This window comes from Actinomadura sp. 6N118 (genome assembly GCF_044326415.1).
Taxonomy (GTDB): Bacteria; Actinomycetota; Actinomycetes; order Streptosporangiales; family Streptosporangiaceae; genus Spirillospora.
The window spans coordinates 207,213-228,144 of the sequence record NZ_JBIRAZ010000016.1; the positions used below are offsets into that span (position 1 = coordinate 207,213).

The window sequence follows — 20,932 nt, forward strand, 5'->3', positions numbered from 1 at the left end:
GATGCTCCTATCGGGTCTTTCGTTGATGTCGGTCAGCGGCTGTGCGAACGGTGCCTGCTGGCCACCAGCCGGGCGGCCACGTTGAGCAGCATGATGATCAGGATCAGCACCAGGGCGCCCGTCCACGCGCGGTTGATCGAGTTCTGGTTGGGGTCGGAGGCCTGGTCCCAGATGAACGTGGGGAGCGAACCCTGCGGCCCTTCGAGCGGGTTGGTGTTGATCGCCTTCGTGATGAAGATCGTGAGAAGCAGCGGGGCGGTCTCGCCCATAACGCGGGCGACGGCCAGCATGATTCCCGTGATGATCCCAGTCATCGCGGTGGGCAGCACCACGAACAGCACAGTCCGCCAGCGCGGCACACCCAGGGCGTACGAGGCCTCGCGCAGGTCGTTGGGCACCAGTTTGAGCATCTCCTCGGTCGCCCGGACCACCGTGGGGATCATGAGGATCGCCAGGGCCAGCGAACCGGCGAACCCGGAGAACTCGAAGCCGAAGGCCAGCAGCCACAGGGCCAGGATGAACAGACCCGCGACGATCGACGGGATGCCGGTCATGACGTCGACAAAGAAGCTGATCACTCGGGCCAGCCGGCGGCCCTGGCCGTACTCGATCAGATAGATCGCCGTCAGGACGGCGATCGGCACCGCGATGACCGTGGTGATCGCCACCTGCTCCAGCGTGCCGATGATGGCGTGGTAGGCGCCGCCACCGGTGTCCCGGGCGGTCACACCGTTCATCGAGAAGGCGAAGAAGTCGCCGTCGAGCCGGGCGACGCCGTTCTTGATCACGGTGTACAGCACGGAGATCAGCGGGATCAGGGCCAACGCGAACGCCACGTACACCAGGCCCTGGACCACCCGGTCCTTGATCTTGCGCCCGATCGAGACCGAACCGAGCGATGAACGCCCCGCGGGCTTGGTCAGGGTGGTCACACGAACTCCTTGCGGCGGGCCACGACAGCGCGGGCCGCCATGTTGACGAGAAGAGTGATCACGAAGAGGACGAGACCGGAGGCGATCAACGCGCCGCGGCCTGTCTCGGTGGCCTCGTTGAAGCTGCGGACGATGTTGGCGGCGAAGGTGTTGCCGCCGTTCTCGAGGATGTGGATGTTGATCCCCGGCACCGAGGTCAGCACCATGGCGACCGCGATCGTCTCGCCCATGGCCCGGCCGAGGCCGAGCATCGAGGCGCCGATCATGCCGGACCGGCCGTAAGGGAGCACCGACATCCGGATCATCTCCCAGCGGGTGGCGCCCAGGGCCAGCGAGGCCTCCATGTTGGCCTGCGGCACCTGCAGGAACACCTCCCGGGTGATCGAGGAGATGATCGGCAAGATCATGATCGCCAGCACCACCGAGGCGGTGAAGATCGAGTTCTTGCCGGGATCGTCCCCGCCGAAGAGCGGTATCCAGCCGAGCACGTTGTTGAGGAACTTGCTCACGTCCGGCATCGCCGGCGCGAGGACCAGCAGACCCCACAGGCCATACACGATGCTGGGCACGGCCGCCAGCAGGTCCACGATGTAGCCGAGCCCCCACGACAGCCGCCGTGGCGTGTAGAACGCGATGAACAGCGCGATCGCGACCGCGACCGGCGTGGCCATCAGCAGGGCCAAGAACGAGGCCACCAGGGTGCCGAAGGCGAGCTGCGCGATGCCGAACCTGGCCGGGACGCCGTTCGGGTTCCACTCTTCCGCCGTCAGGAAGCTGGCCTCGTTCTTCTGCAGCGCCGGTATCGCCTGCCAGACAAGGAAGGCCGCGATGGCCGCCATGATGACGAGCACGAGGATCCCCGAACCGCGCGCGGCGGATACGAAGATCTTGTCACCGGCCCGGCCGGTGCTCATGGGCCGTCCGGTCGCGCGGTGCTTGGCGCCGACGCTCGCCTCGACGCCGGTCTCGGTGCTCACGGGGGATCCTCCTCGGGTGGATGGGCCGGAACCCACACCGGCCCCACCGCCGAGGTCCTCGGCGGTGGGGCGGCGGGAATTCGGGTCGGAGGTCAGGACAGGGCCTTGACCGACGCCTGGACCTTGGTCAGCACGGCCTGCGGCAGCGGGGCATAACCCAGCTTGGACAGGATCTGCTGGCCGTCCGCGCTGGAGGTGTAGGTCAGGAAGGACTTCACGAACTTCGCCTGCTCGGCCGGCAGGCCCTTCTCGCACGCGATCTCGTACGTCACCAGGACGATCGGGTAGGCGCCCGGCTCCTTGGTGGTGTAGTCGATGCTGAGCGCGACGTCGTTGCCGGTGCCCTCGACCTTGGCGCCCGCGATCGCCTTGGACGCGCTGTCCGCGTTCAGCTCGGCGTACTCGCCCGCACCGTTCTTGATCTTGGCGGTCTGCAGCTGGTTGTTCTCCGCGTACGACATCTCCACGTAGGAGATGGCGCCGGTGGTCTGCTTCACCTGGGCGGAGACACCGTCGGACTTGTTGGCGCCCTGGCCGGCCTTGGCGATGGCGTCCGGCCACTTCTTGGCGTTCTCATGCGGCCACGCCTTCGGCGCGGTCTTGCCGAGGTACTTGGTGAAGTTGTCCGTGGTGCCGGACTCGTCAGCGCGGTAGATCACCTTGATCGCGGTGGACGGCAGCTTGGCGCCGGAGTTCTCCTTGGCGATCGCAGGATCGTTCCAGGTCTTGACCTTGCCGGAGAAGATCTGGGCGAGCAGCTCCGGAGAGGCCTGCAGCCCGTCGACACCCTGCAGGTTGTAGACGACACCCACCGGGCCGACGACCATCGGCAGGTTCAGCGGAGTACCGCCCTGGCAGCGGGCCTTGGCCGGGGCCATCTCGTCGTCCTTGAGCGGAGAGTCGGAGCCGGCGAAGGCCACCTGCCCCTGGCTGAACGACGTGATGCCCGCACCCGAGCCGCTCGCGTTGTAGTTCAGGTTCGCCCCCGTGCACTTGGAGGCGTAGGCCTTCGTCCACTCCTCGATGGCGTTCTTCTGCGCGCTGGAACCGGCCGCGTTCACGGTCGCCTTCGCGCAGTCAATGTTGCCGGTAGGGGCCGCGGCGCCGCTTCCACCCGTGTTGTCGTCGCTTCCGCAAGCGGAGAGGGCGAGAGCGCCCGCGACGACCACTCCGCCCAGGGCGGCCAGCCGAGATCCGTTCTTCACCGGTGGGTCTCCTCGATAGTTGGTGGGCGATGCCCAGACCAGGTTGCCGTCGTTCCCCCGACCAGGTCTCTGGAGTCATTTGTCCAGGTAAGGGGGGCACCGTCGGTATCGACGTTAGGCAGGAGAGGTGACCAGTCACCCTGAACCAGGTGAACGGAAAATGAACTGGGACGGGCAGAGCCACGAAGAATGTCTCGACTAGACGTGGACGTGTGGTTAACAGCCGCTTTGGTACATCACGTCCACGGCGTAGCGGGTGAATCCCAGGGCCTCGTACAGCCGTACGGCGGCCTGATTCGACTCGTCCACATACAGCAGGATCGCCGGTACGCCCCGTTCACGCAGGTGGTGGAGGCCCTTGAGCGTGAGGGTACGGCCCAGCCCGAGACCCTGCGCGTCGGGGTCGACTCCGACGACGTAGACCTCGCCGAGCCCGTCGGGGTGGATCTTGGTCCAGTGGAAGCCCAGCAGCTTTCCGCCGTGTTCACTTTCGGCGAGGAAGAGGCCCGCCGGGTCGAACCACGGCTCCTGCTCGCGCAGCCGGACGTCGTCGAGCGTCCAGGCTCCCTGCTCGGGGTGGTCCGCGAAGGCCCGGCGGTTGACCTGAAGCCACGCCTCCTCGTCCTTGCCGACCTCGAACGTGCGGAGCCGCACTCCGTCGGCCGCCGTGAACTCAGAGAGCGGGTCATCGGCTGAGCGGCGCATCTGGAAGAGGGCACGGACACGGTCAAGGCCCTCCGACTCGGCCAGCGCGGCGGCGGCCGGGAGATCACCGTGCGCCCACACGCGCAGAGGCCCGTCGGCCTCCCGGCACATCCCGTTCAGCAGGGCGAGCCCGTGTCCGCGACGGCGCCATTGGGGAGCCACGACGAGCTCCCCCGCAGCGGTCTCCTCCGTGGTGGCCGCGTCCAGGTGGGCGTAGCCGACCAGGTCACCGGCGTCGTCCAGCCGCAGGAGGCCGCGCGCGTCGCCGCCACCACCGCCGCGCAGCCAGAGCAGTGAACGTTCGGACAGCGGCCCGACACCGTCATGCTCGGCGGCCGACACGACGAGTCGGACGATCTTCTCGATCTCGTCATCCGACAGCGTCGCGCGCACCTGCAGCTCAGACATGAGCTCAGCCTAGGCGGTACGCCCCGTCCACGAACGTCACGCGCCGGAGAGGTGGACCATCCAGTAGACGACGGCCGCCACGAGGGCGGCCATCGGCATCGTCAGGATCCAGGCGACGACGATGTTGCCGGCGACACCCCAGCGGACGGCGGACAACCGCTTGGTCGCGCCGACACCCATGATCGCCGAGGTGATCGTGTGGGTGGTCGAGATTGGAGCGTGCCAGATGTACGCGGCCGCGTAGAGCACCATCGAGGCGGTCGCTTCAGCGGCGAAGCCACGCGGGGGATCGAGCTCGATCACCCGCCGGCCGAGCGTCCGCATGATGCGCCAGCCACCCGCGTACGTGCCCAGCGATAGCGCCCCCGCACAGGAGATGATCACCCACAGCGGGACCGAGTCGCCGGTCGAGTGCCCGGTGGTGACGAGGGCGAGGACGATGATCCCCATCGTCTTCTGGGCGTCCTGCAGACCGTGGCCCAGCGCCATGGCGGCGGCCGAGAGCGACTGCGCGATGCGGAACCGGCGGCCGACCCGGGCGGGATGCGCCCTGCGGAAGATCCACAGCAGCGCCACCATCAGGAAGTAGGCCAGGAAGAAGCCGACCACCGGCGAGATCACCATCGGGATGGCGACCTTGTCGACCACCTTGCTCCAGCTGACCGTGGAGGCGGACGCCAGCCCGGCGCCCACGATGCCGCCGATCAGCGCGTGCGAGGACGACGAGGGAAGGCCGAAGTACCAGGTGACGAGGTTCCACGTGATCGCTCCGAGCACCCCGGCGGCGACCACGGTGAGGCCGTGCAGGCCGCTGGGCGGGGTGATGACCTCGCTGACGGTCTTGGCGACCTCGACGCCGAGCAGCGCGCCGAGGAGGTTCATCACGGCGGCCATCAGCAGCGCCGCACGGGGCGTGAGCGCCCGCGTGGAGACCGACGTGGCGATCGCGTTGGCCGCGTCGTGGAAGCCGTTGGTGTAGTCGAAGATCAGCGCGACGACCACGACCAGAACCAGCACCGCCGCCTGCGCGTCGGACCGGAGCCCGACCGCGCCCATCAGCATGACCAGCAGCACGCCGCCGAGCAGCGCCCACCAGAACTTGCTCGGCCCGCGCCGCGCCTGTTCGGCGAGCGACGGGTCCGCCCCGGGCACGGACCCCTTGGTGAGAGTCGTGCCCGTGTCGGAGGGCTCGATCATGATTCCTTGACCGCGATCGTCTCGACCGTGTTGGCCACGTGCTCGAAGGCGTCGGCCGCGTCCTCGAGGCGGTCGATCACCTCCTTGAGCTTGAGGACCGTCAGCGTGTCGTACTCACCGCTGAACAGCCTGGCCAGCAGCTTCCGGTAGATCTGGTCGCCCTGGTTCTCGAGCCGGTTGATCTCGATCCAGTACTCGTTGAGCTCCTTCATCGAACGCAGCCGCGGCATCGCCTCGGCGGTCAGTTCGGCCGCGCGCTCCAGGACCTCGACCATGTGGACGATGCCCTTGGGAAACTCTTCGATCTTGTAGAGGACGACGAGATCGGCGGCCTCCTCCATCTCGTCCATGACGTCGTCGATGGTGGAGGCGAGCCGGTAGATGTCCTCGCGGTCGAAGGGCGTGATGAACGTTTCGTTCAGCCGGCGCATGATCGCGTGAGTGCACTCGTCGCCTGCGTGTTCGCAGGCGCGCAGCTTCTCCGCGATCGCTTCCCGGTCGGCGCCGTCGCTGATGAGCTCCACGAGCAGCCTGGCACCAGTGACCAGGTTGTTCGCCGAATCGGCGAACATGTCGTAGAAGCTGTCCTCACGCGGCGTGAGACGCAAGCGCACGTCGTACTCCTGAAGTGCCGGAACGGTCCGCAGGCGATCGTAGGCGTTACCAGCCGTAAAAAGAACCGTTGCCCCAGCTTCGGCTGGTATCCACCATCCTCTCACCTACAAGGTTGCCCTAGATCAAGAGGTGCACACCCCCCGACACACAGCCCTATCTGCGGGGATTCACGGGTGTTCGTCTCCGTTATGTCCTGCTACGGACGGTTACGGCGAACAGCAGTGACGTTGGTTACAGGTGGGACGGTGGTGTTCCAGGTGGTGGCGCCGGGGCGGTCCCTCGGACATCCCCGGCGCGTTGACGGGCTACTGCTCCTGTGACGTCAGTTCGCGACGACCGGCTTCGTCGGGACGCACTCCGAGCACCATGTCGATCTCAGCCAGCGTCAGCGGCCGCTCGGCCGCCGCCACCGCACTGAGCATCTCGGCATAGAGTTCGATCTCGTCCAGCGCAACACGGTCGTGGACGCGCAGATCGACATACTGCTGGCGCACCGCGTCCACCTCCGTTCGTTCCCCACACCCACTGTCGAGGCTACGCGTCGGCCGCCCGGCGGGACATGACCCAAGAGGGCCATTCGAGGGCCACTCTCAGAGGTCCGCTCAGGCGACGCCCGACACGCACTTGGATCGACCGTTCCCCCGTACGTCCACTTCATGCGGCACCCGAGAGATATGGCCCGCGATCTTCGGGAGGGCCCTCAAAGCTCTCAAGGCCCTCCTAGGCCTCGAAAACGCCACCAGTCAGCAGGAGGACCTCTCGGGCGTGCGGAGCGCTCTCGGGGGGCTCAGGCGTGGCTAGCGGCCCTGGTGGAAGTCGCCCAGCATCTGTTCGAGAGGTGATTCGGGCAGGTCGCGTGCGGTGAGCCTCGCGACGGTGGCCGCGTTGACGTCCGCTCCGGCGAGCCGGGCCGCCTGGCGGGCGACGGTCTGCTCGAACAATGCCCGGACGGTACGGGCGTAGCCGAACGCCGGGTCGTCGCGCATCCGGGCGAAGCGGGACAGCAACTCGACCCGCAGCTCCTCGTCGAGCATGTAGAGATCGCGCTCGGCATAGCTCTGGAACAGCTTGACCAGATCGCGGTCGCCGATGCCCTCGAACTCCATGGTCCGGTCGAACTCGCCGCGGAACACCGGGTTGCCGGCCAGGAAGCCCTCCATCTCGGCGCCCGGACTCGAGCAGACGATCATGAACTTGCCGGGCCGGCCCCGCATGTGGCGCAGCAGCTCGTTCACCACCGCCGGGTTGCGGTCCAGCCGGTAGGCCTCCTGGATGAGCAGCACCCCGCCGAGCGCCTGGTCGATCATGCTCGCCACGCGGCCCTCGGTGTCGATCGGGTCGCGGCCCGACAGGTGGACCGGCCGGCACGCCACCACGTGGCCCGAGTCGAGCAGGCCCAGCGCCGCGTAGATCCCGCCGAGCAGGCCCGCGACCGTGGTCTTGCCGGTCCCGGGCGGTCCCGTGAAGATCAGGTGCCGGGACGTGTCGGACGTCACCCCGTAACGGGCCCGGTCGGCGGCCAGCCCGGCCTCGTCGACCAGCTCGCGGACGGCCGTCTTGACGTTCGTCAGCCCGATCAGCTCGTCCAGCCGCCGCAGGTAGCCGTCGATGTCGCCGGGCGGCCGCAGTGCGGGCTCGATGCCCTCCGCGACGCCGGTGAGGTCGTCCGGCGTCAGGACGAGCCGGTCGCGCGAGGCTCCGGCCCGTTCGAGATGCCGCTGGCACGCCTGGTCGAGGTAGGCCTCCACCAGGCGTGCGTTGACCAGGTCACCCGGCCCGCGCAACCGGCCGAGGTCCTCGCGGGCGACTTCGAGCGCCGCGTTGCCGAGCGTGACGCGGCGTTCGTCCGCCAGCAGGTGCAGCAGCGTCATGCGGTTGTCGAGCTCGGTGAGGTCGGGCATCCGGTAGACCCGGAACACCTCGATCAGCCGCGGATGGTCTTTGAGCAGGCGCTTGTACGCCTGGGGCTCGCAGGTTGCGATCAGGACCGTCCCGGTGGCGGGATGCCTCCGGGCCCGCCGTACCGCCGCCGCGACCGCCACCGGATCCATCGCCGAGGTGATCGCCACGTCGAGCCGCTCGAAGAGCACGGCCGCCGCGCCCCCCTGTTCCAGGATCCGCGACACTCCCTCGACCGGCGCGTCCCGTACGTCCTCCGCGTCGGCGGCGCGGATCGCGCCGTCGCCGAGGCCGGCGTCCGCGGCCGTCAGGGCGATCATCCGGGCGAGCCTGCGCTGCCCGGTGTGCGGGTTGCCGACCAGCATCACGCTCGGCACAGCGGGGGTGTCGCCGGGCTGGCCGTCGACCCGGGTCGCCTCCAGGCCCCCGCCGGCTGGGGCGTTCCACTCCGCGACGCGCTGCCGCACGGTGTCCAGCAGTTCCCCGGCGTCCTGCGCCCCGGACACGAAGCTGATGCCGAAACGTTCGAGGGTCCGGCGATCACCGCGGTCGGCCGGCGGCGGGATCTCGTGAACAGGCCGTTCCGGCGACGGGGTGTCGTCCAGGAAGTCGAAGTTGCCGACCATGGTCTCGGACATGATCCGCGTGCCCGCTCCCCTGCCCCCGCCCCCGCTCGCGCCGGCGGGCGGCGGTCCAGCCGGCTGCGGAGACGGGACGTCCGCTGCGATATCGCCCTGGTCCAGGATCCGGGTGCGGGGCGGTGCGGCCGGCGTCGGCGGACCGGCGTTCGGCGGACCTGCGCTCGGCGAGGCTGCCGGTTGCGGGCTGGCTTTCGCTTGGCCGCCCTCGTCGAACCTCGTCGCGTGCGGATCGACAGGCGGCGGCGGAGACTGCGGCGTCGGAGTCGCAGGTTGCTCGACCTGCGTCACCGGCGGCTGCCGGATTTGCTGCGGCGGTTGCGATTGTTGCTGCGGTTGCTGTTGGGCGGGCTGCTGCGGGACCTGGGCCGGGCCTGGGACCGAACCAGGGCGTTGGAAGCCGAGCTCGGTGTAGGGAGGTGCGATGTTTTCCGCAGGGCTCTTCTCCTCGGCCGGGGCAGGCGCTCCAGACGGCACAGGCGGGATGGAGGGTCCGGGCCGACCGGCCTGGCCAGCCGGGATGGGCGGCACCTGCTGCGCAGCCTGCTGTTGCGCGGCCTGCTGCTGCGCGGCCTGCTGCGGGGGCTGCTGCTGCGGCGTCGGCTGCGGGGGGCGGTAGCCGAGCTCTGTGTACGGAGGCGCGAAGTTGCCTGCCTCCTGCTGTCCTTCCGCTGGGGAGGTCCCGCCCATCTGCGGATCGGGAGATGCGAAGGCCGCCTGCTGCGCGGGCGGCGGCACGTACGCAGGGGGATGAACGTTGGCGGGCGGCTGCACGAAAGGCTTGTCAGGGCCGCCGGGCATGCCCATGGCCTGCTGAGGGGTACCCGGCTTGACCCCGGGCTGGCTCTGCGAGCTCAACGGGGAGGGCGGCTGGGCGAACGGCGGGACAGGCTGCGGCGTGCTCGTCGTGCCGGTCGCGACGGCCCGTGCCCGGTCCAACCCGATGATCTCGGCGACGATCGCCGTCGGCACGGGGAAGCCGCGCGGTCTGGCGGGCATCCCGGCCAGCCGGCACCAGGCGAGGTCCACCTCGTACATCGACGCGAGCAGGCGGGAGGCGGCGTCGCCTCGTCCCACCGAACCGCGCAACGGCTCGGGCAGGCGCATGTCGCTCGGCCAGAGGCGACGCAGCGGATGCCCAGGCTGGCTCCGTACGGCCTGAACGGTGTAGCGGATCTCTGGATCGAGCCACGGGACGATGCCGTCCGCGACGTCCTTGCGGACCACGTCCAGGTCGGCGGCGACCAGAGCGGCCGCTACCAGCCGCGGCTCGATGTAGACGGGGTCGGCCGGGTCGCCCACCAGCGACGCGACCACGTCGGCGAGGCTGTAGTAGGCGTGCCGGAAGTTGTCGCCCGGCGACGTCTCGTTCCGCAGCGCGGGCACCAGGTGCGGCGGGCAGCGCGTCAGCCACTGCTGGACGATCGCCGGGTCTCCGTACGGCAGCGCGTCGTAGTCCACCGTCGGGTTGCTCAGGGTTGAGCCGAGGATCTCCAGCAGCGCGTCGGCGCGCACCTGGAACCGCGGGTCCTCGCGGAGGACGCTCGCCACGGCCCACATCGTGCGCAGGACGACGACGGCCGCGTCCACCCGGCTGGCGCGCAACCGCTCGGCGTACAGCCCGACGAGGGCCTCAAGCGGCGGCGGCGTCAGCCAGCGCGGGCCGTCCACCTCCGGCAGCGGCTTGGCGCGGTACGGCTTCCAGAGGTCGAGCATCTGCCCGTCCAGCCGGGAGTCGAACACCGGAGCGGCCCCGCACCACAACATCACGCCCCAGCACGCGACCACCGTGGACGGCGTCTCGGACGTGAAGAGCGACCACCAGTGCGGGTATTCCGCGGCGGGCAGGTTGGAGGCGGAGTCGACGGTCGAACGGACGCGGGCGGTCAGTTCGAGCGCGAACCCCTGGTCGACGAACGGCAGGGCCCCGGGCGGCGCGAAGGAGAAGTCAGGCCCGGCCGGGACGACATGTGGCGGCAGCGCCGGGACCTGTCCCCCGCCGTGCTGGGCGGGCCGGGCGGCCATCCGGACGCCGGGCGAACGCGGCGGCGGGCACAGGTACCACTGGCCGTCGGACGGGTGCAGGCGGTACCAGCGCGCCCACGCCCCGAACAGCCACCATGTGCCGTCGGGGAGCATGAGCATGCGCCCCCCGATGGCGTGCTGGCGCTGTTGTGGAGGCGCCGACGCCCACCATCCGGCGGCCACCATCGCCTTCGTGTCACGCTCTGCCGCCGTGAACGGATCTTCCCCCGTCGGGGGGCTGGGCGGCGGAGCACTGCCATAGCCCGGTCCCCACACCACATGGTCATCGTAGTCAGCATCCGGAGGGAGGCACTATTGGACGGCCGATCTCCCACCGGCTGGACACTCCCGGGCGGCCCATCTCCCACCGGCCGGACACTCCCGGGCGGCCCATCTCCCACCGGCTGGACGCTCCCGGACGGCTACTTCCAGGTGGCGTTGCGGTGAAGCTGCGACTTCTTCACGTACACGTCAGGGGTGTACTCCAGGACAAGGCGGTCATCGTCGGTGAGCTCGCGGACGACCTTGCCGGGCATCCCGGCCACCAGCACGCCGGAGGGGATCTGCTTGCCCGGCGGCACCAGTGCGCCTGCCGCCACCAGGGTCCCGGCGCCGATGCGCGCGCCGTTCAGCACGATCGCTCCGATGCCGATGAGCGAACCGGTCTCCACATGGGCGCCGTGCACCATGGCCTTGTGCCCCAGGCTGACACGGTCTTCAAGGACGGCGGGCAGTCCCGGGTCGGCGTGCAGGCAGCTCAGATCCTGGATGTTGCAGGCGTCACCGACGATGATCTCCTCGTCCTCGCCGCGCAGCACCGAGCCGTACCAGACGCTGGACTCGCGGCCGAGGGTCACCTTGCCCACGACGACCGCGCCGGGCGCGACCCATGCCTCCGGATGGATACGCGGCTCATCCGTGCCGAGGGACCCGATATAGCTGCTCATGCCGACGATGTTATAAGGGCGGCGGCTGTTAAAAGGGACGGCGGGCCGCCCCGGGCAGGTGGCACCCTGCGCGGACACCCTGCGCGGACATTGACGCGATATTTCCTAAGATTGGACAACTTGCCTGCCCACCCCAGGTTAAGAAATGGCTGCGACAACACCCGTTCCGGTTGCGCGAATGGGGTGGACCGGACAAGAGTCAATCCTGACGTTTCCCGTGTTGTCCTCCTGTGCCGTTCTCCGACCCTGACGGGGTGATCACCCCCCGCCAACGACCCCCAAGGCATCATGAACAACGAAGCTGAAATCCTGCCGAACCTCCTTCGCGAGGAATCCTTCGAGATCGTCATGCGCGGCTACAACCGCCGCCAGGTCGACGAGTTCATCGCCCGCAGCCAGAACCAGATCCGCGAGCTCGAGGCCCGGCTCGCACGCGCGCTCGACGACGTCGAGCGGACCCGCCGCGAGATGGCCGAGGTCCGGGAGGCGCGCAAGCCCACCGGTGACGACCTGAGCGACCGGCTCCGCCAGATCATCAACCTGGCCGAGGACGAGGCCAAGGACAAGGTCGCCGAGGCGGAGGCCAAGGGCTCGCAGATCCGCAAGGAGGCCGAGCACGAGTCCAAGCGGATCGTCGACGAGGCCAGGGGTCACGCCGAGGAGGACCTCGCCCAGGCCAAGCACAAGGCCGACCAGGTGCTCGCCTCGGCCAAGAAGGAGTCCGACAGCGTGCTGACGGCCGCCAAGCAGGAGGCCGAGCAGACCGTGACCAGCGCCCGGCTTGAGGCCGAGCGCACGCTGACCGCGTCCGAACGCCGGGCCAGTGTGATCAACGAGGGTGCGACGACGCGCCTGACCCAGCTCACCAAGAACCACACCCAGGCGCTGCAGCGGCTGACCGAGATCAGCGAGACCCTGAACCGCCTGCTCAAGTCCGAGAACGACGCCGGTCCGCTGGAGAAGATGGTCGCGGACGCGGTCAAGCAGCCGATGTCGCCCGCGCCGCAGCGCAAGCAGCCGGTCCCGACCGGCGCACCGGCGGCTCCGGTCGCGCAGCCGTCGCAGGCCAAGCCGGTTCCGGCCGCCCCGCTGCCGCCTGCGCCGCCCGTGCCGCCCGCCCCCGTCGCGACGCCGACTCCCGCGATCAAAAAGCCGGAGCCCGAGATGACCCGCGCCGACACGCCCACGCCGCAGGTTCCGCAGCAGGCCAAGGCGTCCGCTCCGGCGAGTGACCAGGACAGGCCCGGTCCCGGCGGCATGCCGCCGCAGCCCGGCCCCAAGCAGCCAGGCCCCAAGCCAGGCGACGCCGGCTGAGGCGGTCCCCCAGCAAGGTCCGGGGAATCAGGCAGGGCATAGGTCACGCAGGCATAAATCAGGCTGGGCAAAGCGGTGCCTCTGCCATGGGTTTCGATCCATGGCAGAGGCACCGTTGTCGCTTGAATAGGATCTTCCACATGGCGAGGGCACCCCAGGGACGTGACGGCAGGCGGGGCAAGAAGCAGGCCGACCAGCAGGGCACGGTCCGCCCGATCCGGCGGCTGGGCGACCCGGTGCTGCGCACCGAATGCGACCCGGTCCGGACGTTCGACACGGCGCTCGAACGGCTTGTGGACGACATGTTCGCGACGATGTACGAGGCGGACGGCGCGGGGCTGGCCGCCAACCAGATCGGTGTCTCCCAGCAGATCTTCGTCTACGACTGCGCGGACGACGAGGACCGCCGCCACATCGGGCATGTGGTCAATCCCGTGCTCGTCGCCGAGGACGGGGAGATGGTCGTCGAGCAGGAGGGGTGTCTGTCGGTCCCCGGCCTGAACTTCCCGACCCCGCGCTACGCCCACGCGGTCGTCGAAGGCGTGGACGTGAAGGGCAAGCCCGTGCGCATCGAGGGCACCGGCTACTTCGCCCGCTGTCTCCAGCACGAGTGCTACCACCTGCGTGGCGGCGTCTACATCGATGTGTTGTCAGGCGACGCTCGCCGTGAGGCCATGCGCGCCATCCGAGCCGCCCAGCCCTGACCCCAGACCTGATGTCCTTGGGCGCGCCACGAAGTCTGCCGCTCTAGTCCCAGCGGCGGGAGCGGGCACGTTTCACGCCTGAACGGCGCTTCTTGTTCTCCAAGCGGCGCTCGTTGATGCCGCGCGGGATCTTCTTGGGGATCCGCTTCTTGGGCGGCGGGGCGATGGCCTCGGACAGGACGGCCGCGAGCCTGTCGCGTGCCGCGTCGCGATTGCGCGCCTGCGAACGATAGTCCTCGGCGCGGATCGTCAGGACGCCCCGGACGAGCCGTCCCGACAGCCGTTGCAGCGCCCGCTGCTTGAGCGGGTCTGGCAGCGACGGCGACTCGGCGACGTCGAACGACAACTCCACGGCCGTCGAGGTCTTGTTCACGTTCTGCCCGCCCGGCCCGGAGGATCTGGAGAAACGCCAGCCGAGCTCGGTCTCCGGGATGGAGACCGAGTCGCGGACGTGGATCTCGGCGGGCATGCCCTGATTATCCCCACCGGGTGTGGATCGTGTCGCGTGATTTTCAGCCCAGCGTGCCGGTGAAGTGCGCGGCCGCGGCATCGGCGGCCGTGGTCACGTTGGGCTCCTGGTCGTAGAAGTCGAACTGGCTGCCCGTCGTCCATACGAAGTTCTTGGGACCCGCCAGCCCGTCGTGGAACCGGCGTGCGCCGTCCGGGATGGCCGCGTCCTCACTGTGAATCAGGAGCACTGGCTGGGTGAGGCGCGGTGCGAGCGAGATCGAGTCGAACGTGAGCCACCCCGGCCAGGCCATCACGGCGAACCGGTTGGGCCACTGCGGGATGCCACCGCGATCGGGGTTGAGATAGAAATCGACCTCCATCGGCATGGCGGCACGGGGATCGGTGCCGCTGACCACGGGCACGTACTCGACCTCACCGCTCGCCTCGTACTTCGCGCGTGCCGCCTCGGCCGCCTCGATGCGTTGAGCGACACCCTCCGCGCCTCCGTACGCGCCCCGGCAGATCTCCGGATCGTGCAACCACGGTGCGACCAGCGACATCGACGTGATGCGCGGATCGTCGACAGCGTTGGCGCTCATGTACATCGCCGCAGCGCACACTCCCAGTGCACCCAGCCGGTCGCCGTCCACAGCCTCGTGCGTCTCCAGGAACGTCACGGCGTTGTGGATGTCGCGGACCTTCTGCTCGGGCGACTCGAAGTCACGCGGCGCCCCTTCTGACTCGCCATAGCCGGTGAAGTCAAACGAAAGCGCCGCGAACCCGCGGTCGGCCAGCCGCTCTGCGTACCGGTCGGCCATCTGCTCCTTCACGCTCGTCCACGTTCCCGCGACCACGATGCCGGGCGCGGGCCCGTCGCCGCCCGGAAGAAAGAGGTTGCCGGTCAAGGTGGCCTTGTCGCTGGCGAAGGTGACCTTCTGCCTTGATGTCATCGTGCACTCCTCAATGGCCGGTTAGCTGGCTGGCCGGTTAGGCGTACGTGAGCTCGGCCTTGGTGATGGCCGAACCGGTGACCGTGAAGGCGTAGTAGGCCTCGAAACCGCCCGTACCGCCGGGCGCGAAGCGCACCAGGAGACGCTGGTAGCCGGGCCGGTTGCCGGCGACCTTGATGACGGTCAGGGTTCCGCCGATGACCTCGGCCTTCGCCCAGTCACGGATGGCGGCCCGGCCGTTGAAGCGGCGGCCGCTATCGATGAGCTCGGCGTTCTCGGCGAACGCTCCGGCCAGTCCGTCCAGGTCCTTGTTCTTAACGCCGTTGACGTACGCGCTGACGGGCGGCAACAGGTCCTTGGCTACGGAGGCGGCGGAGGATTCGGAGGATGAGGGGGACGCGGTGGACGCGGAGGACGACGGACGGTCGCCTGCAGTGTCCTTGCCGTCGTTGTCGTTGGAGCAGCCTGCCACCAGCGTGAGAGCGCATGCGGCAGCGGAGGCCGCGGCGATGAGCCGCAATCTCTGAATCATGGGGGCCTTATCGAGTTGTCCGTACGTAGTCGGCTGTATTCAGCGGAAGTCGTCGGCGTGCGCGTTCGACCATTCGACGAACGTGCGGGGCTCGCGGCCGGTGACCTCACGAACGGTCTGGCGGACGATCGACTCGTCGAGTGTCCCCTTCACGTAGAAGTCGAAGAAGGCGTTCACGTACTCGACCGGCATCGTGGCGGTCATCTCGGCGCGGGCCTGCTCGTTCGTCAGTTCCACGGCGCGCAGGTCGCGCCCGAGCACCTCGGCCAGCACGGCGACCTGCTCGGCGGGCAGCAGCGCCTCGGGACCGGTCGGCCAGAGGATCTCGCCCTCGTAGTCGTCGACGAGCAGCGCGCGGACGGCGACGGCACCGAGGTCGAACGGGTCGAGGCTCGCCGTGCGGACGGCCGGGAACGACACGCGGACCTCGTCGCCCGCTTGGAGCTGCGGCAGCCAGCGCAGGGCGTTCGACATGAACGCGCTCGGCCGCAGGAACGTCCAGGACAGTCCGGACGCCCGCACCGCCGTCTCGGAGGCGGCCATGTAGCGGGTCACCGCGTTCGTCAGGTCATCGAGTCCAGCCGAACCGCCGGACAGCAAGACGACCTTCTCCGCGCCGGCCTTCTTCGCTTCGCTGAGCAGTCCGGGCATGTCCTCGTACCCCGGGAGCAGGAAGACCGCACGCACCCCGGCCAGCGCCTGGGTCAGGCTGGCGGGTTTGTTGAGGTCACCGCCGACCGCTTCGACACCTTCGGGCAACGTGACGGCGTCGGGCCTGCGTACCAGCGCGCGGGTCGGCTCGCCTGCGGCGGCCAGCGCCTTGACCACTTCCGAGCCGATGTTTCCGGTGGCTCCGGTTACCAAGATCATTTACCTGTCCGTTCTCGTCGAATTTCACCAGGGAAGGGGACGGCCGTCGCGGAAGAACCCGCCTGTCGGGCCGCCGTCGGGAAGGGTCGCGGCCCAGACGATCCCGGCCGCGCCGTCGGTGACCGGGCGGCCGCCGGGGCCGCCCATGTCGGTCGCCACCCAGCCGGGGCAGACCGCGTTCACGAGGATGCCGTCGCCGCGCAGCTCGGCCGCCAGCATCCGGGTCAGGGCGTTCAAGCCGACCTTGGAGGCGTTGTACGCGGGCGTGCCGCCGCCCATGTTCGTGAGCGAGGCCGCCTCGCTGGAGACGTTGACGATCCGCGGGTGCTCGCTGCGGCGCAACAACGGGAGCAACGTCTGGATCAGGCGCCACGGCCCGTAGAGGTTGGTCTCGGCCGCCTCGCGGACGACGTCCAGGTCGGCCTCGACGGCCCGCTGCCAGGTGTCGTACGTGATGGCGGCGTTGTTGACCAGGGTGTCCAGGCGCCCGTACCGCTCGTCGACCTCGGCCGCCACGTCTGCCAGGTCGGCGGCGGTGACATCGAGCAGCAGCGGGACGGTGTCGTGCCCCAGCTCGCGCGCCGTCTCCTCCGCCGCCTTGGCCGAACGGGCGGTCACCAGGACGGTGTGGCCCGCGGCGGCGAGCTGGCGGCTCACCTCACGGCCGATGCCCCGATTGGCGCCGGTGACGAGCGCGATCACCGTGATCCCGCCGCCGCCGCGAGCGAGAGCAGATCCTTGTTGCCGTCGGCCCAGGTCACGGTCATGACGACGCCGCTGATCTTCCATTCGGAGCCGGCGCGGACGAGGTCGAAGCGGTAAGTGCCGCCCAGGGTCCACAGCGGTGCGCCGAGCGGGTTGGCCAGCCGGTGCGTCGCCTGGAACGAGGCGGTGCACACCGCGGTGTCGCCGTCGACCTTCACCAGATGGTTGGTGATCAGATGCTGGGTCGCGTCGAACGAGCCGAGGCTCGCAGACCAGCCCGCCACGATCTGCTCGGGGCTGAGCTCGGCCGGCTCGCCTCCGTTCAGGCTCGTGTAGTCCAGGGTGACCGTGTCGGCGAAGATGCCGGCCAACTGGTCCCACTCACGCTGGTCGGCATGCCAGGCCATCCGGGTGCAGGTCTCGATGACGGCAAGTCGATCTTCAACGGTGCTCATGGTGGTCATCTTGGGAGCATCGGCTTGGCAGGTCCAATACACGCTGTGATAGCTATCGGCTATGGATGCCCATCTGCGGGACATGCGCTATTTCGTGGCCGTCGCCGAGGAGCTCAGCTTCACCCGGGCGGCGGAGCGGCTGTTCGTCTCGCAGCCGGCGCTCAGCAAGCAGATCCGGCAGCTCGAAGACCTGCTCCGGGTGAAGTTGTTCGACCGGGACCGGCGCGCGGTGGCGCTGACGGCACCCGGCAAGGCGCTGTTGCCGGCAGCCCGCGAGATTTTACTGAAGTGGGACGAGGCGCAGCGCGCGGTGAGCGACGCCGCGGCGATCGACGCCGCCCGGCTCACGGTCGGCATATCGACCAGCGTGGGCCGGGGCCTGTTGTCGACGATGCGGGCACGGTTCTCCGAACGGCGACCCACCTGGCAACTGCGAATGCGCCAGGTGAATTGGGACGACACCTCCGCCGGATTGGCGGAGGGGGACGTGGACGTCGCGTTCATCTGGCTCCCGATCCCCAATCAGGAGATGTTCAAGGTGTGCGTGGTCGCGTGCGAGCCGCGCTGGGTCGCGTTCCCGGAAGACCACTGGCTCGCCGGCCGCGACGAGGTCGACTTCGCCGAACTCCTGGACGAGCCGTTCCTGGCGCTCCCCGAGAGCGCCGGGCCGCTCCGCGACCACTGGCTCGCCCTCGACGAACGCGGCGGGAGGGAGGCACGGATCGGCGGTGTCGTCACCAACGCCGAGGAGGCGTTCGCCGCCATCGAAAGCGGCACGGGGATCGTCCTGCTCGCCTCCGGGAACGCGGCGCTCTACCGGCGTCCGGGCGTCCACGCCATCCCGGTCACGGGCCTGCCACCGAGCGAACTGGCGCTCGCGTGGCGCCCTGACGACCATCGCAGCGCGATCCGTGACCTCGTCGAGGCGCTCCTGGCGTCTTAGCAAGCACTTACTTACAATCTTCCGTCATGACCGACGGACTGTTCCGGGACGACGACCTCATCCGCGTCGTCACGCGCGAGGGCCTGCTCATCGCGGCGGGCGGGGTCGCCTCGCTGCTCCAGACTGCGCACCCCAAGGTCGCCCAGGGCGTGTACGACCACAGCTACACCGCCCAGAACCCACTGCGTCGCCTCCAGAACACCATGGGCTGGCTCTACGTCGTGCAGTTCGGCACCCGCGACGAGGCCGAACGGTTCAGCGCGCTCGTACGCAAGGGGCACGAGCAGATCACCGGCCCGGACTACGAGGCCAACGACCCCGAACTCCAGGTGTGGGTCGCCGCGACGCTGTTCGCGGTGGGCGCGCAGTTCTACCAGGCGCTCTTCCGGCGCCGGTTCAGCGACCGCGAGCTGGCGGAGTTGTACGAGCAGACGAAGGTGTACGCGACGATCCTGGGTTGTCCCGAGGAACGCATGCCCGCCACCTACGCGGACTTCCGCGTCTACTACGCGAACATGGTCCAGAGCCTGCGGATCACCGACGCCTCGCGGCAGATCGCCGACCAGGTGCTCAACCCGCGGCTGCCGGTCGGGCCGCTCGGCGCGCCGGGGCTGGCAATGATCCGGCTGATCACGGCTGGGATGATGCCCGCGCCGATCCGGGAGCAGTACGGGTGGACATGGAACGCGGGCCGGGAGGTGCGCTTCCGGCTGCTCATGGGTGCCCTCGCCACCGTCTATCCGCGGCTGCCGTCGCGCCTTCGCACCATGCCCCGCGAGTACTACCTCATGACCACCCGGCGGACGCTGGCCAAGCTCGCCAAGCAGCGCAACCCCGTCCTGACAGTGAAGGCCGCCGACCGTACCGGCCCCGGACAGACGGGTACGGCTGCGTGACCAACCCCCCTCGGCGGTCACGCAGCCGCGTTCTCCCCATCGGGAGCCGGCCCCTGGGGCCCCTATCCCCTTCCGGCTCCCATCCCCTATTCCGCCCTCTTCCCCTGAACCGCCCCCCTTCCCCTGAACCGGCCGCCCCCTGAACCGGAGCCGTGTCGGCGTCCGTGTCACCGGGGACCGCCGCCGACCGCCCGCTCCCCCCAGAGCCGTGTCCAGGCGGCGGTCCCCGATGAGTCTCGTCAGGGCCGCGTCACAGGGACGAACCCTTGATGATCTTGTCGGCGGCCTTCTTCGCGTCGTTGACCGGGATCGCGAAGCCGACGCCGATGTTGCCCGAGCTGCTGCCGGACGTGGCGATCGCGGTGTTGACCCCGATCAGCTGCCCGGCACCGTTGACCAGCGCGCCGCCCGAGTTCCCCGGGTTGATGGCCGCGTCGGTCTGGATCGCGTTCTTGATCACCGTGCTCTGCTGCTCCGTCAGCTGGCCGCGCAGGCCCGGCGGCAGCTGCTGCTCCTCGTCCGAGCCCTCCTTGATCTCCCGGCCGAGCGCGCTGACGATGCCGGACGTCACCGACCCGTCGAGGCCGAGCGGGCTGCCGACCGCCAGCACCGGATCGCCGACCGCGAGCGCCGTGCTGTCGCCGAGCGTGACGGGTTTCAGCCCGGACACCCCCTGTGCCTTGATCACCGCGATGTCGCTGGACGTGTCGCGGCCGAGCACCTGCGCCGGCGCGGTCTTCCCGTCGCTGAACTTCACCGACACCTGGGTGGCGCCCTGCACCACGTGGGCGTTCGTCATGATGACGCCGTCGGAGCGCAGCACGACCCCGGATCCGGTGCCGGTGCCCATGCCCGACTGCGCGGCGATGGACACCACGCTCGGCTGCACCGCGGCCGCGACTTGGGCCGTGGAGCCGAGCTTCGTGGAGGCCCCGGACACCGCCGTCGGGCTCCCGTAGACGGTCTCGTTGCCCGTGAGCACCGCCGCCCCGAGCGCTCCCACACCCCCGGCGCCGAACGCGAGCGCGACCGCCGCCCCCACGGCCATGACCCTGCGGCGCAACGTCCACCAGCCCGGCGTCCCCAACGGCTGTCCCTGCGGAAACACCTGACCTTGGCCGGGGAAAGCCCCGCCGTGGGGCGGCTGTCCAAAGCCCGCTCCCTGCGGAGCCGCCGGCCCGTACGGCGCGGACTGCCCGTGCGCGCCCGGCTGCTCATGCGCACCTGACTGCTCATGCGCGCCCGGCTGCTCGAACGTGCCTGGCTGTCCGTGCGCGCCCGGCTGCTCGTACAGACCCGGTTGTGTGAAGGTCGCGGTCTGTCCTCCGCTGCCCTGGCGGTACGCGTCGGCTGGGGGACCCCAGACTCGCTGGTCGGTCGCGCCGGTCTGATCGTAGGTGGGGGCATGGCCGAAGCCGGTGCCTTGCGGCTCCTGCCGCCCGTCCTGCTCGCCCTTCGGCGTTTCGGTGCTCATCGGACCCCCTGTCGTCCATTCACCAAGAGAATGACCAACGGGCCTGCAACCACCCTGGACCGAACCTGAAAGTCCCCTGAACGCCTTGCGG

At 69.4% G+C, this 20,932-nt stretch carries 20 protein-coding genes; 4 read left to right on the forward strand and 16 right to left on the reverse strand.

What is annotated here, in order from left to right; genetic code table 11:
• Positions 1 to 32: 32 nt before the first annotated feature.
• From pstA to ACH34W_RS36230, 9 genes are all read right to left on the reverse strand, one after another.
• The gene (gene pstA, locus ACH34W_RS36190) at positions 33 to 932 is read right to left on the reverse strand and encodes a phosphate ABC transporter permease PstA (RefSeq protein WP_395965666.1); all 900 of its coding nucleotides are present in this window, start codon (positions 930 to 932) and stop codon (positions 33 to 35) included.
• Positions 929 to 1,909 carry a phosphate ABC transporter permease subunit PstC gene (pstC, locus tag ACH34W_RS36195; RefSeq protein ID WP_395965667.1) on the reverse strand — a complete coding sequence of 327 codons (981 nt, stop codon included), beginning with the start codon at positions 1,907 to 1,909 and terminating at the stop codon, positions 929 to 931. The genes pstA and pstC overlap by 4 nt, the downstream gene beginning before the upstream one ends.
• Positions 1,910 to 2,001: 92 nt before the next feature.
• Positions 2,002 to 3,114 (reverse strand): phosphate ABC transporter substrate-binding protein PstS, encoded by a 1,113-nt coding sequence (gene pstS, locus ACH34W_RS36200; RefSeq protein WP_395965668.1) that lies wholly within the window; start codon positions 3,112 to 3,114, stop codon positions 2,002 to 2,004.
• 216 nt (positions 3,115 to 3,330) lie between these two features.
• Positions 3,331 to 4,227, reverse strand: a complete 897-nt coding sequence (gene mshD, locus ACH34W_RS36205) for a mycothiol synthase (RefSeq protein ID WP_395965669.1) — start codon at positions 4,225 to 4,227, stop codon at positions 3,331 to 3,333.
• Positions 4,228 to 4,263: 36 nt separating this feature from the next.
• Positions 4,264 to 5,283, reverse strand: coding sequence for an anion permease (locus ACH34W_RS36210; RefSeq protein WP_395965693.1), 1,020 nt, complete (start codon positions 5,281 to 5,283; stop codon positions 4,264 to 4,266).
• Between the two features lie 137 nt (positions 5,284 to 5,420).
• Positions 5,421 to 6,038, reverse strand: coding sequence for a DUF47 domain-containing protein (locus ACH34W_RS36215; protein ID WP_395965670.1), 618 nt, complete (start codon positions 6,036 to 6,038; stop codon positions 5,421 to 5,423).
• Between the two features lie 306 nt (positions 6,039 to 6,344).
• Positions 6,345 to 6,542 carry a hypothetical protein gene (locus tag ACH34W_RS36220; RefSeq protein ID WP_395965671.1) on the reverse strand — a complete coding sequence of 66 codons (198 nt, stop codon included), beginning with the start codon at positions 6,540 to 6,542 and terminating at the stop codon, positions 6,345 to 6,347.
• Positions 6,543 to 6,836: 294 nt separating this feature from the next.
• Positions 6,837 to 10,880 carry an AAA family ATPase gene (locus ACH34W_RS36225; RefSeq protein WP_395965672.1) on the reverse strand — a complete coding sequence of 1,348 codons (4,044 nt, stop codon included), beginning with the start codon at positions 10,878 to 10,880 and terminating at the stop codon, positions 6,837 to 6,839.
• A 143-nt stretch (positions 10,881 to 11,023) separates the two neighbouring features.
• A complete protein-coding gene (locus ACH34W_RS36230; RefSeq protein WP_395965673.1) occupies positions 11,024 to 11,548 on the reverse strand; it encodes a gamma carbonic anhydrase family protein in 525 nt (174 codons plus the stop codon).
• Between the two features lie 288 nt (positions 11,549 to 11,836).
• Here ACH34W_RS36230 and ACH34W_RS36235 point away from each other — a divergent pair, with 288 nt between their 5' ends.
• Positions 11,837 to 12,862, forward strand: coding sequence for a DivIVA domain-containing protein (locus ACH34W_RS36235; protein ID WP_395965674.1), 1,026 nt, complete (start codon positions 11,837 to 11,839; stop codon positions 12,860 to 12,862).
• 140 nt (positions 12,863 to 13,002) lie between these two features.
• On the forward strand, positions 13,003 to 13,566 hold the full coding sequence (gene def, locus ACH34W_RS36240; protein ID WP_395965675.1) for a peptide deformylase: 564 nt from the start codon (positions 13,003 to 13,005) through the stop codon (positions 13,564 to 13,566).
• A 43-nt stretch (positions 13,567 to 13,609) separates the two neighbouring features.
• Here def and arfB read toward each other — a convergent pair whose 3' ends face one another.
• The 6 genes from arfB to ACH34W_RS36270 are packed head-to-tail and all read right to left on the reverse strand — an operon-like array spanning position 13,610 to position 17,528.
• Entirely contained in the window at positions 13,610 to 14,035 is a 426-nt protein-coding gene (arfB, locus tag ACH34W_RS36245) for an alternative ribosome rescue aminoacyl-tRNA hydrolase ArfB (protein ID WP_395965676.1), read from the reverse strand.
• A 43-nt stretch (positions 14,036 to 14,078) separates the two neighbouring features.
• Positions 14,079 to 14,966 (reverse strand): alpha/beta hydrolase, encoded by an 888-nt coding sequence (locus ACH34W_RS36250; RefSeq protein ID WP_395965677.1) that lies wholly within the window; start codon positions 14,964 to 14,966, stop codon positions 14,079 to 14,081.
• A gap of 37 nt (positions 14,967 to 15,003) precedes the next feature.
• On the reverse strand, positions 15,004 to 15,498 hold the full coding sequence (locus tag ACH34W_RS36255; protein ID WP_395965678.1) for a nuclear transport factor 2 family protein: 495 nt from the start codon (positions 15,496 to 15,498) through the stop codon (positions 15,004 to 15,006).
• Positions 15,499 to 15,537: 39 nt separating this feature from the next.
• Positions 15,538 to 16,368 carry an NAD(P)H-binding protein gene (locus tag ACH34W_RS36260; RefSeq protein WP_395965679.1) on the reverse strand — a complete coding sequence of 277 codons (831 nt, stop codon included), beginning with the start codon at positions 16,366 to 16,368 and terminating at the stop codon, positions 15,538 to 15,540.
• Between the two features lie 24 nt (positions 16,369 to 16,392).
• Positions 16,393 to 17,070 (reverse strand): SDR family oxidoreductase, encoded by a 678-nt coding sequence (locus tag ACH34W_RS36265; protein ID WP_395965680.1) that lies wholly within the window; start codon positions 17,068 to 17,070, stop codon positions 16,393 to 16,395.
• Entirely contained in the window at positions 17,067 to 17,528 is a 462-nt protein-coding gene (locus tag ACH34W_RS36270) for a nuclear transport factor 2 family protein (RefSeq protein ID WP_395965681.1), read from the reverse strand. The genes ACH34W_RS36265 and ACH34W_RS36270 overlap by 4 nt, the downstream gene beginning before the upstream one ends.
• Before the next feature lie 61 nt (positions 17,529 to 17,589).
• Between ACH34W_RS36270 and ACH34W_RS36275 the strand changes: the two genes are divergently transcribed.
• Together ACH34W_RS36275 and ACH34W_RS36280 are read left to right on the forward strand one after the other, a co-directional pair.
• Positions 17,590 to 18,471: a LysR family transcriptional regulator gene (locus tag ACH34W_RS36275; protein WP_395965682.1), complete on the forward strand. Its 882-nt coding sequence runs from the start codon at positions 17,590 to 17,592 to the stop codon at positions 18,469 to 18,471.
• Positions 18,472 to 18,497: 26 nt separating this feature from the next.
• Complete coding sequence (locus tag ACH34W_RS36280; RefSeq protein WP_395965683.1) at positions 18,498 to 19,367, forward strand: oxygenase MpaB family protein; 870 nt, start codon at positions 18,498 to 18,500, stop codon at positions 19,365 to 19,367.
• A gap of 250 nt (positions 19,368 to 19,617) precedes the next feature.
• Here ACH34W_RS36280 and ACH34W_RS36285 read toward each other — a convergent pair whose 3' ends face one another.
• A complete protein-coding gene (locus tag ACH34W_RS36285) occupies positions 19,618 to 20,841 on the reverse strand; it encodes a S1C family serine protease (protein WP_395965684.1) in 1,224 nt (407 codons plus the stop codon).
• Between the last annotated feature and the right edge of the window lie 91 nt (positions 20,842 to 20,932).